13 protein-coding genes and 1 tRNA gene are annotated in these 13,581 nt (G+C 70.0%); 11 read left to right on the forward strand and 3 right to left on the reverse strand.

Annotated features, from left to right (window positions below):
* Nucleotides 1-6: 6 nt before the first annotated feature.
* Nucleotides 7-249: a hypothetical protein gene (locus VKN16_17375; GenBank protein HME95980.1), complete on the forward strand. Its 243-nt coding sequence runs from the start codon at nucleotides 7-9 to the stop codon at nucleotides 247-249.
* Between the two features lie 6 nt (nucleotides 250-255).
* On the opposite strand, the gene VKN16_17380 is transcribed toward VKN16_17375, so the two are convergent.
* Nucleotides 256-1,320, reverse strand: coding sequence for a stealth family protein (locus VKN16_17380; GenBank protein HME95981.1), 1,065 nt, complete (start codon nucleotides 1,318-1,320; stop codon nucleotides 256-258).
* Nucleotides 1,321-1,476: 156 nt separating this feature from the next.
* Here VKN16_17380 and VKN16_17385 point away from each other — a divergent pair, with 156 nt between their 5' ends.
* The 9 genes from VKN16_17385 to VKN16_17425 all read left to right on the forward strand — a co-directional run bounded on the left by VKN16_17385 (nucleotide 1,477) and on the right by VKN16_17425 (nucleotide 10,430).
* Nucleotides 1,477-3,117: a hypothetical protein gene (locus VKN16_17385; protein HME95982.1), complete on the forward strand. Its 1,641-nt coding sequence runs from the start codon at nucleotides 1,477-1,479 to the stop codon at nucleotides 3,115-3,117.
* A 643-nt stretch (nucleotides 3,118-3,760) separates the two neighbouring features.
* Nucleotides 3,761-3,835 (forward strand) — tRNA-Thr (locus VKN16_17390).
* Between the two features lie 175 nt (nucleotides 3,836-4,010).
* Nucleotides 4,011-4,271, forward strand: coding sequence for a hypothetical protein (locus VKN16_17395; GenBank protein HME95983.1), 261 nt, complete (start codon nucleotides 4,011-4,013; stop codon nucleotides 4,269-4,271).
* Nucleotides 4,272-4,308: 37 nt separating this feature from the next.
* On the forward strand, nucleotides 4,309-4,494 hold the full coding sequence (locus tag VKN16_17400; protein HME95984.1) for a hypothetical protein: 186 nt from the start codon (nucleotides 4,309-4,311) through the stop codon (nucleotides 4,492-4,494).
* Between the two features lie 176 nt (nucleotides 4,495-4,670).
* A complete protein-coding gene (locus VKN16_17405) occupies nucleotides 4,671-6,167 on the forward strand; it encodes a radical SAM protein (GenBank protein ID HME95985.1) in 1,497 nt (498 codons plus the stop codon).
* A 36-nt stretch (nucleotides 6,168-6,203) separates the two neighbouring features.
* Nucleotides 6,204-9,002, forward strand: a complete 2,799-nt coding sequence (locus VKN16_17410; protein ID HME95986.1) for an MMPL family transporter — start codon at nucleotides 6,204-6,206, stop codon at nucleotides 9,000-9,002.
* Nucleotides 8,999-9,469, forward strand: coding sequence for a hypothetical protein (locus VKN16_17415; protein HME95987.1), 471 nt, complete (start codon nucleotides 8,999-9,001; stop codon nucleotides 9,467-9,469). The genes VKN16_17410 and VKN16_17415 overlap by 4 nt, the downstream gene beginning before the upstream one ends.
* A gap of 122 nt (nucleotides 9,470-9,591) precedes the next feature.
* On the forward strand, nucleotides 9,592-10,200 hold the full coding sequence (locus VKN16_17420) for a Fe-Mn family superoxide dismutase (GenBank protein ID HME95988.1): 609 nt from the start codon (nucleotides 9,592-9,594) through the stop codon (nucleotides 10,198-10,200).
* A complete protein-coding gene (locus VKN16_17425) occupies nucleotides 10,197-10,430 on the forward strand; it encodes a hypothetical protein (protein HME95989.1) in 234 nt (77 codons plus the stop codon). The genes VKN16_17420 and VKN16_17425 overlap by 4 nt, the downstream gene beginning before the upstream one ends.
* Before the next feature lie 79 nt (nucleotides 10,431-10,509).
* On the opposite strand, the gene VKN16_17430 is transcribed toward VKN16_17425, so the two are convergent.
* Nucleotides 10,510-11,724, reverse strand: coding sequence for a 6-phosphofructo-2-kinase/fructose-2,6-bisphosphatase (locus VKN16_17430; GenBank protein HME95990.1), 1,215 nt, complete (start codon nucleotides 11,722-11,724; stop codon nucleotides 10,510-10,512).
* 119 nt (nucleotides 11,725-11,843) lie between these two features.
* Here VKN16_17430 and VKN16_17435 point away from each other — a divergent pair, with 119 nt between their 5' ends.
* The gene (locus tag VKN16_17435) at nucleotides 11,844-12,749 is read left to right on the forward strand and encodes a TauD/TfdA family dioxygenase (GenBank protein HME95991.1); all 906 of its coding nucleotides are present in this window, start codon (nucleotides 11,844-11,846) and stop codon (nucleotides 12,747-12,749) included.
* Nucleotides 12,750-12,824: 75 nt separating this feature from the next.
* On the opposite strand, the gene VKN16_17440 is transcribed toward VKN16_17435, so the two are convergent.
* Nucleotides 12,825-13,581, reverse strand: a 757-nt coding sequence (locus VKN16_17440) for a PEP-CTERM sorting domain-containing protein (GenBank protein ID HME95992.1), incomplete at its 5' end; no start/stop codon positions are given.

Raw genomic sequence — 13,581 nt, forward strand, 5'->3', positions numbered from 1 at the left:
CGCCGCATGGGGCGCTCCGGCGTCGTCGTCTCGCTGCTGGCGCTGCTGGTCGGCGTGATCCTCGGCGCGGCCGCCCTCTCCTGGTGGGAGGGTGGCCGTCAGAGCGCGGACATCGAGGCGCTCAAGGTGCGGCTGGCCGACGAGCGCGGCCAGGTGGAGGCCAAGATCAAGCAGCTCACCGACGAGCTGAACGTCGAGAAGCAGCGGCGCGAGGCGCTCGAGCAGGTGCAGGGCGCGGGCCGGCGATAGGCCTCCTCAGGGGGCCGCGGCCTTCGGGGCGGGCGGCGCAGAGGCGGCGCACGCCTTCTCCCACCGGCTCGGCGCGCCCAGCGCCTCGCTCAGCGCCTCCTCGATGAACCGGCGCCAGTCGCCTCCGCTCGTGTCGAGGCCGTCGTTGAGGCAGAGGAACTTGATCCCGCTCCGCGCCGCTTCCCGAAGTCTCGCCTTGTGCAGCGCGGGATTGGCGAAAACCAGGCGGCGCCAGACGACCATGTCGCTCGGCTCGTAGCTGAAGACCGCAGCCCCGCGCTCCCGCGCCAGGTACTGGTACGCGAGATTGAGCCAGAAGCCGCGCCGATGCCGGAACCTCGACCGGGCCAGGATCGCCAGCTCCTCCCGGAACATCTCGAGGCAGGTCGGCCAGAGAGCTCGCTGATACGGCTGCGCGATGTGGACCATCATGTTGAGCGAGAGTCGGTCGTGCAGGAGGCGCCGCAGGAGCATCGGCATCCACGGCCTCCGGGCCGTGAAGCGCGGCGGGTGGGTGAGCCGCAGGCGGCGCCGGATTCCGCGCCCGGTGTTCCGGAGGATCTCGTAGTAGATGAGATCGTCCGGGTCCCGGGGCGCATGGATCAGCTCGGGCTTCATCCGGACCACCGCCCGGCCCCGCTCGTCGAAGAAGTCGCGCTCCGTGCACGGCCCGCCCAGGAGCATGTCGTCGTTGAAGTAGACGTACCGCTCGGCGAGGCCCGGGATCCTCCAGAGGAACGCCTCGATGAGATAGGAGCTGAAGACCGGGAGCGCATAGCCGTCCGGGAAGATCTCCTGGTGACCGACGACGTGGATCTCGGGTGACGAGGTGTCGAGCCACTGAGGCGGCGCGCCGTCGACGACGAGGTGGATGCGGCGAATGAACGGGGCGTACCGCTCGAGACTGCGCAGGCTGTAGCGGAGCTCGTCGTTGTCGGTGTGCCGGATCGAGGCGACGGTGGCGGGGTCGCGGCCGCGCGGTTTGAGCTCGAGAGCGGCGAAGTGCTCGTACGGCGCACGCCACGCCGGGTCGAGCGCATTGACCCACGTGTAGACGGCATCGACTTCCATGGCGCCGCTCGGCGACACACTGTAACAAATTCGTGACGACCAGGCGGGCGTCCGGGCGCATCGCTGACGCGTCGAGTCGACCCCTCGGCGGCTCCCGCCGCCACCCTTCGGGCTCACGGCCGCGCGCCTCGCCCCACTGCGCTAGACTGAGGGCCCATGGCTCGTCCACGCGTGCTGGTCATCGGCCTCGATGGCCTCGAGATCTCGATCGCCCAGCGGCTCATGGCCGCGGGCCAGATGCCCGCGCTCGCCGAGCTGCACCGCCGGGCCGCCTGCTTCCGGCTCGACCACGGCTCTGCCCAGCGCACCGGCCTGGCGTGGGAGCACGTCGCCTCCGGGCTCTCGCCCGAAGCCGGGCGCCGCTGGGCCGCGGTGGAGTTCGATCCGGCCTCCTACCAGGCGTGGCAGGAGGGCGCCCGGTTCACCCCGTGGTGGACCGGCCTCGATCGGCGGGTCGTCGTCTTCGACACCCCCTACGTGGATCTGCACCGGGCGCCCGACACGCGAGGCATCGTGGGGTGGGGCGCTCACGATCCCGGCAGCCTGCTGACCGCGACTCCGGGAGGCTTCCTGGCGGAGTTCAAATCCCGGTTCGGGCCCTATCCGGCCTCCCGCTGGACGTACGGAATGCCGTTTCCCTCGTCCGCCGATACGCAGACGATGGGCGAGTCGCTCTGCCGCGCCCTCGATCTCCGCTCCGCGGCGGCGTGCTGGCTGGCGACGGAGCGATTCCCGGACTGGGATCTCTTCATCACGGTGGTGGGCGAGCTCCACGGCGCGGTCGAGGCGCTGTGGCACGGCGTCGACGCGCGCCATCCCCTCCACGGGCATCCCTCGGCACCGGCCGCCGAGCGCGCGCTCGTCGACGTGCACCGGTCGCTGGACCGCATGGTCGGACAGCTCATGCCCTCCGACGGGCACACCGCGCTCATCGCGTTCAATCCGGGCGGGATGGGGCCGAACCACTCCGACGTCGCCTCCATGGTGTTGCTCCCCGAGCTGCTGTACCGCGACGCATTCGGTCATCCGCTCCTCCGCGTGCCGTCGGAGTGGGCCGCGAGCCCCGGCCGCGTGCCCATCCTCCAGGACGGGGCAGGCTGGACGGCGGCCAGCAAGGCCTGGGTGCCGCCCGTTTCCGCGGAGCTGCTCGATTGGCCTCGCCCGGGACCGCTGCGCACGCTGGTGCGACGCCTGCCGGCACCCGTCAAAGGGGCGCTCAAGGGAGCGCGGGCCGCGGTGGGGGACTGGCGCGCCCACGGCGGACCCAGGGCCCGGCAGGACCTCCACTGGCAGCCGGCCCTACGCTACCGGCGTCACTGGCCGCGCATGCCGGCGTTCGCGCTGCCATCGTTCTACGACGGGCGCATTCGTCTCAACCTGCGAGGCCGCGAGCGGGACGGCATGATCGAGCCGTCGCGCTACCAGGAAGCATGCGAGGCGATGACGCAGATGCTCGGCGAGTGCCGCAACCCGCGAACGGGTGAGCCCGCGGTCGATTCGATCGAGTGCGCGGACACCCGCGATCCGCTGGCCCTGACCGGCTCCGAGGCCGACCTGATCGTCGTCTGGCGCGGAGTGGTCACCGCGCTCGAGCATCCACGTCTGGGATTGGTCGGGCCGGTGCCGCTCCGCCGGACCGGCGGTCACACCGGACGGTACGGCATGGCCTGCGTGCTCGCACCGGGCCTCGATCCCGGCGACCGAGGCGTGCGGTCGGCATTCGACGTCGCTCCCACCATCGTGGACCTGCTCGGAGCCCGGCCCGCCGGGCCCATGAGCGGGAAAAGCCTCCTGTAGCCCAATTCCGGCTCGACCGCCCTCCGATCCGAGCAGCGTCAGCCCGGACTCACGTCCAGCTCTCGTTGTGCTTTCTTGCCGGGAATCCGCACGTCTCGAATCTGACTGCGAAGGCGACGGAGGGTGGCTTGAGCTCGGCGTTTCTGCGATGTGCGCTTGACGCTTGCGCTGTTGCCGCCTTCACCGGGCTGGGCGGGCATTGCTCCTCGCAACGTGCGAATGCGTTCCCCTCAGCCTCGATGCGTTGCTGCTCTGCCGAGACTCGACCAAGACAGAACGAGTAGACAAGAGATGAGTGGCGAGTCGGGGCAGCGGTTGCTTGACGGTTGGCGGGGTCGTCCAGGTATTTGGCGGCGCAAACGACCAGGTCGGAGCCCGTCGCACCGCCGCGGGAACAATGACACGTCTGCTGACGAGAGATCTTCTCGATGTGTCCGGGAAGGAAGGCATGATCCAGATCATCGACTCCCAGGTGAAGGGTGGTAGCCCCCAGACACTTCAAGCGGGCGAGGGTGTTTGCCGAATCGCCCACGGACGTACCCGTCGTGAGCCGCAATGCCAGTGACGGAACGGTAGCGCATAGGGATGCCGCGGGGGCACGAGGGACAGAATGTGCCGGAAGTGGTAGAGTCTACGGACGAACGCCGGGGTAGCTCAGTGGCAGAGCAACTGATTCGTAATCAGTAGGTCGCGGGTTCAACTCCCGCCCCCGGCTCCACCCATTCCCACGAGTCCTCGGGCCCACGATCTCGCGCCGCGGCGCCGCTTGTGCAGCGATGCGCATGGCGGTATTATGGCGTGCCGCCACCCCGGCCTCTCGGGTTGACGCATCAGGCGTCGAGACCCCGGTGTTCTGGCTTGCCCCGTCTGGTCTTTCACTCGGAGCGTTGAGAATGAACGATGTGACTGTGCGTCGGCTCGTGCGGGACAGGATCGCGGATGGCCGATTGCCTCGAAACCGCGGCGGCGCGGTCTCCGCGACCAACGGCACTGACGAAGGATGCGACGCCTGCTCTACGCCGGTCTCGTCTGAGGAAGTGCTGTACCGAGTTGCCCACGAGGGCTTCCGGCAGATTCGGGTTCACGCCACCTGCTTTGCCATCTGGCGCGATGAGCGGAACAAGATGACATCGGGCCTGGCGACCCTGGACTGAGCGTCAATCCATGGCACTCAGCGCGAGAATGCTGGCCTTGATCCAGAAGATCGAAGCCGCCGATGCGGCACACTTCGCCAAGCTCCACGAGATGACCAGGCTGGACGCCGCCGCCCGCGCCAAGGCACTGGAGAAGAAGCGGGCGAACCTGCGGCTGGCACGAACGGCTCAGGCGCGCGCGGCCGGGAAGAAGGCGAAGAGCGAGGGCCGGCGCGCCACGTAGCTGTCCCCCCTGCGTCGTCGGCTCGGGCGGGCCCTTCACAAGCTGTCCATGCGGGTCGGGCCACCGGCGCCGGGACGCGTGACGCGCCGCATGCCGGAGCCCGCTCCTCCACGCCCGCACGCCGGAGCGGCCGGCGGCCTCGAAGGCTGATAGTCTTGTAGGCCGTGAGCCGTCCCATGCGCCTGCTGCTTCTCTCCATGCCGGACTCCTTCGAGCACATGCCCTCGCTGGCCATCCGGATGCCGAACGGGGCGCTGACGTCGATCGCGGGAAACGTCGATGCCCATCACGACGTGGCGGTCGCCGATCTCATCCTCGTCCAGACGCGGGTGCGGGAGACGGTGGAGCGCCTGGTGCGGCAGCGCGAGCCGGACGTGGTGGGCCTCTCGGTGATGACGTTCCAGCGACGCACCGCGCTGAAGCTCATCGCCCTGCTGCGCGAGCTGCGGCCGGCCGCCCGCATCGCGGTCGGAGGCTACGATCCGAGCCTGGCGCCCGACGCGTACACCACGGCCGGCGAGCCGCCCGACTTCCTGATCCGCGGCGAGGGGGAGTTCACGTTCCGGGAGCTGATCCAGGCCATCGAGGCCGGCGCCGGTTACCGGCACGTCGCGGGGCTCTCCTTCCGGACCGAGAGCGGCTTCTATCACAATCCCGATCGTGCGGTGACCGGTCTGGCCAGCGGCGAGCTGAAGCCTCCGAATCGGGCCGCGAGGGTCCTCACCGGGTACACGATGGTCGGCCGGCAGGTCGACGTCGTGGAGACCTCCCGGGGCTGCACGTTCGATTGCAGCTTCTGCTCGATCATCGAGATGCGCGGCCGGAACTTCCACACCTACACCTTCGATCGGGTGCTGGCCGACATTCGCGACGCACGGGCCCACGGCGCGCGGACCATCTTCCTGGTCGACGACAACATCACGCTGAACGTCCGGCGGTTCGAGGCCCTCTGCCGGGCCATCGTGGAGGCGGGCCTCGACGACCTCGAGTACATCGTGCAGGCCATGACCTCGGCCATCGCCAATCACGGAGCGACGCTGGCGCCCTTGATGCGCCGGGCCGGCTTCCGCTACGTGTTCCTCGGGATCGAGAACGTCCTGGACGGCGATCTGGCGTTCCTGCGCGCGCGGGCCAAGAACACCGGGCGCGGAGGAGCCCGCGAGGCCGCGGATCACGCCACGATCCAGGCGATCGATCATCTCCACCGGCACAAGATGTACGTGGTGGGTGGGCTGATCGTGGGCAATCCCGACGATACCCGCGAGGCCATCGAGGCCAACCTGGCGTTCGCGCGCCGCTACGTGGACTATCCGTACATCCAGCACCCGACGCCCTATCCGCGAACGCCGATGGCGAAGGATTTTCGCGAGCGCGGCCTCATCGTCACCGAGGACGTGGCCGAGTACGACGGCACCACCGCGGTGGTGCGGAGCGAGCACCTCCCCGCCGAGGAGATCGAGTTCCTCCGATGGCGGGCGGAGCGGTGGATGAAGGTGCGCCATCTGCCCGCCGCCCTACGGCACAACCCGGGCTTCGCGATGCGCCATGGCCTTCGGATGCTGACGCACACCTTCCGGGGCTGCTCGCTCCGCTCGCTGGTGGGCCTCGAGAACGAGCGTCGGGCCTTCGCGCGCTACCGCGCCATCCGCCGGGCGGAGCGCGCGTATGTCTAGCGCGCCCGGGTTCGGAGCGCCGGGTCGGCCGAGCGCATGATCGCGCTCTTGCTCCGTCATCGCCGGCTGGCCCTCGCGGCCGTCGCGGCGGTGACGGTCCTGCTCGGCTGGGCCGCGCTCACCCTTCGGATCGACCCCGGCGTCGAGGCCATGATCCCGTCCGGCCCGGGCGATCTGGATCGCCTGCATCGATTCCAGTCGCTCTTCGGCTCCGACGAGATCGTCGTGGTCGCGTTCCATTCCGATCGGCTCTTCACGCGCGAGTCGCTCGAGCGGCTCGATCGACTCACCCGTCGCGTCGCCGCGCTGCCCCACGTCGCGCGCGTCCTGTCCCCGACCAGCGTGCGGGACCTGGACGGCGACGAGCTGGGTCCGGTGCCGATCTACCCATACCAACAGGTGGTGGCCGGCAAGCTGGAGCCGGCCGCGCTGGGTGAGGAGCTGGGCTCTCATCCCATCTTCGGCGGCCTCCTGGTGGCGAAGGACGCCCGCACCGCCGCGCTCATCGTCGAGCTCGAGGAAGGGCCCGGCGACGCGGCCTGGCGCAGCCGGCTCGTGGCCGACCTGCGACGCCTGGGGGCGGAGTCCGGCCTCGGGCTCGCGACGTTCGTGGCGGGCATTCCCGTCGAGAAGGCGGACGTGGCCCGCTATATCGCTCGCGATCAGGCGATCTTCGTCCCGCTGGTGTTCCTCATCCTGGCCGTGATGACCGCCATCCTCTATCGTCATCCGGTCGGCATGGTGGTGCCGCTGGCCACCGTCACGCTCGCCCTGGTCTGGGCCCTCGGCCTGTTCGGGCTGGCCGGCCGCGCCCTCAACCCGGTCACGTCGCTCATGACGCCGGTGATCCTCGTCATGTCGCTCGAGGGCACCATCCAGCTCCTCAATCAGTACCTGGCCGCGCGCGCGCAGGGGCTGGCCCGGCCGGTGGCCCTCGCCCAGGCACACGCTCGGATGCGCACGCCGTGCTTCAACGCGGCGCTGACCGCGGCCATCGGGTTCCTCGCGCTCCTCGTGCTGCCGATCCCGGCCATTCGCGAGTTCGGCCTGTTCACCGCGATCGGCATCATGCTGGGCTACGGACACACCATCGTGCTGACCCCCCTCCTGCTCGCCTCGCTGCCCGATCTGCCGGCGCGGGTCGTCCGCGCCTTCGAGGCGGGCCCGATCGAGCGCCGGCTCTGCTCCGTGGTGGCATGGGTGACGCGCCATCGGACCGCGACCGCACTCGCGGTGGGCGGACTGCTGGCGGTCTCGGTCGCCGGGCTGCTGCGGATCCACGTCGAGACCGATCTCGTGCGCTCCCTGCGCCACGCGAGCCCTCTGGCCGCGGCCACGCGATTCATCGACGCGAACCTGACCGGGGTCAACGCGGTCGAGATCCTCGTGCCGACGCCGGCGCCTCCGGGCCCGGAGATCCTGGGCAAGGTGGCGCGGCTCGAGGCGGCCCTGCGGGACCTGCCGGACGTGCGGAAGGTGACCGGCCTTCCGGATCTGCTCGCGCGCGTCAACCGCGCCATGCACCGGGGCAACGACGCCTACGCGCGCCTGCCCGACGGGCCGGACGCGGAGACCGACATCGGCGATTTCATCGACGCCCTCCGGAAGGAAGCGCCCGCGGACCTCGAGCGATTCCTGGCGGACGGAGCGGAGGGCCGCGCGACCTTGCGGGTCAACGCGCGAGTGCCCGCCCTGGACACCGCGAGATCCCAGGCGCTCTTCCAGCGCATCCACGACGTCGCCGAGCAGGTCGGCCTCGCCGACGTCGGCCTCACCGGCAACTTCGTCGTCTTCTCCAACATGTCCACGACCCTGGTGCGCCACCAGGTCCACGGGCTCGCCATCGCGCTCGTGCTCATCCTCACGGTGATGGCCATCCAGTTCCGGTCCATCCGGCTGGGCGCGCTGTGCGCGATCCCCAACGGGGCGCCGGTCCTCATGGTCTACGGCCTCATGGGCTGGAGCGGCATCGCGCTGTCGGTGCCCACCGCCATGATCGCCAGCGTGGTGATCGGCACCATCGTGGACAACTCGATCTACCTGCTGGCCCCGTTCCGGGACGCGTTCCGACAGGAGGCCGACTACGTGGCCGCGTTGATGGACATGGTGCGGTCCTCCGGCCGGGCGGTGGTGTTCTCGACCGTCACCCTCGCGGTCGGCTTCTGGGTCGGAATCTTCAGTTCGTTCGTCCCGACCGTGCACTTCGCGATCCTGGCCGGCGCCGCCTTCCTGCTCGGCCTGATCAGCCAGTTCGTGCTCCTGCCGCTGATGCTGGTGCTGCTCCAGCCGCTGGGGCGGCCGCTCACCCGACTCGTCGCGCCGCGGGCGGGCGTGCTCGTGGCGCTCATCGGCGTCACCGCGGTGCTCGCGCCCCCGGGCGCGGGGGCGCAGGACGGGAAGGAGATCCTCCTCAAGGATCAGTACAGCAAGGTGGACGGGCCGGCGCGCCATCGCGGCGAGGCGATGCTGTTGATCTACGGCAAGGTCGACGGCATGCGCCGGATGAAAGGATGGGAGGACCGGATCCGCAGGGAGATCCCCGGGACGCTGGTCATCCTCCGCGGCCTCGACGCCCGCAGCGCCCGCGGCCAGAAGACGGAGACCGAGGTCAACGACCGGCTCCAGCTCAACGTGCCGCCGGAGATCTCCCTCCTGCTCGACTGGAACGGCGATCTCGTCCGCGCCTTCCGCCTGCCGGATGCGGACGTCTCCGTCACCGTCGTCGACGCGAAGGGACACGGCTGCCGCTCGATCCCGGGCCCGGTCAACACGGAGACGTTCGAGCAGATGCGGGCCCTGTTCGTGCAGGTGCGCAAGGCGGGTGCCTGCCCATGAGCCTCGCGTGGCGCGGTGGCCGGCCGAAGAATGCGCGCGGGCGTCGCGCCCTCGTGCAAATCACCATCGTGGCCGCCCTGTGCGCCTTCGCGGCTTCCCGGGCGGTGGGCTTCGACTCCCCCATCCTGTTTGCTCGCGGCGCCGGCGTCCCGGAGGTCGTGGAGCAGTTCGCGTGGCGGGTGATCGAGGAGCGGTGCGCCTACCAGGCATACGAGCGGCGGCAGCGCTCGTTCTGGGCCTACGACGTCGGCACGCGTGCCCTGGACGAGGGGCGGGCCTACTCGATCAAGATCGTGTCTGACGTGGCGTGGAAGAAGACGGAGCCGTCGGCCTACATCGAGATGACGATCGTTGCGGACGGGCGACTCCGACTCGTCGCTCTGGCGTCCTCGTTCATCGACTGCCGGCACTCGCCGATGACATCGGCCGTCCCGGGGGCCGACGCGCCCGTCGAAACTACCCGGTAACATCGCCGCGGTCGTCGGTCCGTGGCCTTGCCGGTCGTGCGGGAGCGCGCTCGGCGCGTCCGACTCGCTCGAAAGGCCCCCTGGCACATCCGATGCTGCCTGCCTGTCAGAGGGGGATCGTCATGACCATGACCTACAAGGCGCGCAGCTTTCCGCTCTCGAACCTCACCGGCATCTCGGACAAGACGCTCGAGATGCACTTCGGCCTCTACGAAGGCTACGTCAAGGAGACGAACCAGCTCACCGAGCGGCTGGCCGAGATGGCGAAGTCGGGCGAGGCGGCCAAGAATCCGGCCTACGCCGAGATGACCCGCCACCTGGGCTACGAGTACGGCGGCATGGTGCTGCACGAGTACTACTTCGACAACCTGGCTCCGAAAGGCAAGGGCCGGCCGTCCGCCGACCTCACGCGGGCGCTCGAGGACAGCCACGGCGGCTTCGATGCCTGGAAGGCGGACTTTGTCGCCACCGGCGGTATGCGCGGAGTGGGCTGGGCCGTGTTGTTTCGCGATCCGCTCTCCGGCCGCATGACCAACCAGTGGATCACCCTCCACGAGCAAGGTGTCCCGGCCGGCTACCAGCCGATCCTGGTGATGGACGCCTGGGAGCACGCCTTCCTGCTCGACTACAAGCCCTCGGAGCGAAGCAAGTACATCGAGGCGTTCTTCGCCAACATCAACTGGGAGGAGGTGGGCGGCCGGGCGAAGCGCGCCTACCGGAACGGGGGATGAAGATCCGTGTCGAGTCGAAGGATCACCAGATCGTGAGCCTGGAGCTGTCCGGCGAGTGGCGGACGGAGCCGGTGGATCTCCATTGCCTCGTGGGACCGACGGTCTCGTACCACTTCACGCCGGACGGCTTCTACGATCACGCCGAGCCCCGGCCGGATGTCCGCTCCACTCCGCCGGCGGGGATGGACGTGGGACCGGCCGAGGGAGGCGCCTGCGTTTCGAGCGGGTAGGCCGGGGGCCCGCGCGGCGCGCCGGCCGTCACCGCCACGGCCGGGACCGGCAGGGGATTCGGCAGCCGCGGCGGCCGGCCTACAGCGCGAAGCGCTCCTCGCGGTAGTCGTACTCGGTCGGGGTCAGCTGGATCACGGTGTGCAGGGGCACCGGAAGGTGAGGGCACTCGTCCTGCGGCTTGCCCATCAGGTAGCCGTACAGCACGCGAATCACCGCGCGATGGGCCACGATCAGAACCGGTGACGATTGCCGCTCCAGCTCGACGATGACCGGCTCGAGCCGCTGGATGACGTCGGCGTAGGATTCGCCGCGCGGATAGCGGTAGCGGAACTTGTCCTGGGCGCGCGCCGCGAACTCGTCGGGCATCCGCGCGCGGATCTCCTCGTAGGTGAGCCCGTCGCAGATGCCCGCGTCGATCTCGTCGAGGGCGCGCCAGGTCCGCGGGACGACGCCCATGAGGGCCGCGGTGCCGACCGCGCGCTCCAGCGTGCTCGTCCACACCGCGGGACGTGCGGTCCGCGCCTGCACGAAGGCGGCGAGCAGCGTGGCGTACTCCCGTCCGCGCCCGGTGAGGGCCGCATCGCCACCGATCCGCCCCGCGACGTTGAATACGCTCTCGCCGTGCCGGCTCAGCCAGATGGGGCGGTGGGTGGGCTTGATCTGCATCAGGAAGAAGACCAGCCGGGAGGGGAGATAGCCCTCGATGTGGCTCGTGACGACCTGCTGGCCCGCGTCGACCAGCTTGACGTAGCTGCCCTCGACGTCCGCCACCGGCACGTAGCTCCGCGCATACTGCGCGATGCGGGCCTGGAAGTCGCGGAACGCCTCGTCGGCGCGCACCCCCGCATAGTCCGGGAGGCCGAGCTTGTTCTGGCGGACGTTGGCCGCGATGATCGCGGGGTCGTCGCAGATCGTCTCCACGAAGAGGACCGACACGCCCGCCGCCGCGCATCGCTGCCGGATCCGCTCGCGGCGCGCCGGCTCGGCGTTGGTGGCGTCGTAGATGCCGACCTCGCCGCCCTTGCCGAGCCAGTCGAGCAGATCGTCCAGCGCGGCGGTGGCGAATCCCTCGCGCTCGCCGCGCGTGGCGATGTTGTCGGGCGCGAAGTAGGCCGCGGGCTGCTTCGCGCCGGCACGGGCCCGCCGGTAGTCGCCGACGTTGACCCAGAGCGTCCGGTATCCGAGCCAGGACAGGTAGCGCTGGAGCTTCCTCGCCACGAAGGTCTTGCCCCGGGCGGGCAGCCCCACCATGACCACGGCCAGCTTCGGGCTCGCGGCGCCGTCGGGACTCATGGGGCGAGTGTACGCCGCGCCCGCCGGCGGTATCGCGGCCCAAGCGCCGAAGGCCGGGCGGGGCGCGCTTGACACCACCCGGACGTCGACGCATCCTGCCAGACCAGAGGAGGGCCTCCATGGAGCCGACAGTCACGCCGATCGACGCGACGCTGGGTGCGGTGGTCACCGACCTCGAGCTCGCCCGGATGGACGACGTGACGTGGAAGGCGGTGGAGCGGGCCTTCCACGAGCGCGCCCTCCTGATCTTTCCGGGCCAGCACCTGGCCGAGGAGGCACAGGTGGCGTTCGCCAATCGATTCGGGGACATCGAGCTACTGGCTGCGGATCCTGAGCAGAAGGCGGTGGCGATCAGCAACCGGAAGCCCGACGGCACGATCATGGGGCCGGACGAGCACCGCTACAAGTCGCTGCGCGGCAACGAGGGCTGGCACACCGACAGCTCGTACATGCCGCTGGCCGCCAAGGCCTCCGTGCTCTCGGCCCAGGTGGTGCCGTCGGCGGGCGGCGAGACCGAGTGGGCCGACATGCGCGCGGCCTACGAGGCGCTGGACGAGGCCACGCGCCGGCGCGTCGCCGGCCTCTCCGCGCACCATTCGCTCTATCACTCGCAAGCGAAGATCGGCCACATCGTCCAGACCGGAACGGGCTACGGCTTCCACACCAAGGGCGAGCCGCTCCGTTCCCTGGTGAAGGTTCATCCGGTCACCGGTCGTCCCGCGCTGTTCATCGGCCGCCACGCCCACGCCATCCCGGGTCTCGACGAGGCGGAATCGGAGAAGCTCCTGTCCGATCTGCTCGAGTTCGCCTGTCGGCCTCCGCGCACCTACGGACATCGGTGGCAGCCCGGCGACGTGGTGATCTGGGACAACCGGTGCGTGCTGCACCGGGCGCGGCCGTACGATTACCGGCAGGCTCGCGTGATGCGCCACACGCGCGTGGCCGGGGATCCGGCGACCGAGCTGGCCCCGACCGACCGCGACGAGCGCGCCGCCGCGTACGAGCCGTCGCCCTCCAACCGCTGAGCCGGGCCCCACGCGCCACGGGCGCCGAGATGGGCTCGACGCCCGTGAGGTGAAGGACGCGCTGGAGGCAATGGGTTAGGACGCCCGCTTCCTCCGGCGCGCGGCGAGCGACATCCCGACCGCGGAGACCCCGAGCAGGATCAGCGTGGCCGGCTCGGGCACCACCGCAGGCTCCTTGTACAGGAAATCGTCCATCACGATGATGTCGATGCTACCGCTCTCGGCAACCCCGAGGGGATCGGTGCCGCTGACGATGTTCACCTGGCTGAAGGGCAGATTCGGGAAGATCAGCCCGAGGAACGACAGGCCATTGTTGTCGGCGGCCGGCACGGGGAACGTCCCTTGCGACACGCCCTGACGGTTCAGGAAGGTGAGGGAGGCGTTCGTCGACGAATCGACGTCCGAGAAGACCGCGCCGAATGCGATCGTGGTCGCCGTCGACGTCCCATTCGTTCCAGGTACGGAGAAGGTCAGGGTGGTGGACGGGCTGCCGAGCGGCGAGAACACGCGCGGGGCGCTGAACGTGGCGAAGCTGGCGTAGCTCGGGTCGAACCGCGAGTCCGCGGCGAGGAGGGAGGGCGGCGCCTGGATGAATCCGGTGCCGGGAGTGGTGAACACCGCGCCCCGGCCCTGGAACCCGAGGAACGGCGTGGGCGACTCGGTGATGGACTGCCCGCCGCCGTCCCAGTTGATCTCACGCCGGCCGCTGGTCAGCGGACCCGCCGTGTTGCCGTTGTTCGGATCGCCGAGAGCGGCCCGGAAGGCGTCGACGGTCGCCTGAATCGACGCGGCGTCGGGACCCGACGCCTCGAACAAGGTGAACGGTCCCGCT

Source organism: Candidatus Methylomirabilota bacterium, assembly GCA_035315345.1.
Taxonomy (GTDB): domain Bacteria; phylum Methylomirabilota; class Methylomirabilia; order Rokubacteriales; family CSP1-6; genus CAMLFJ01.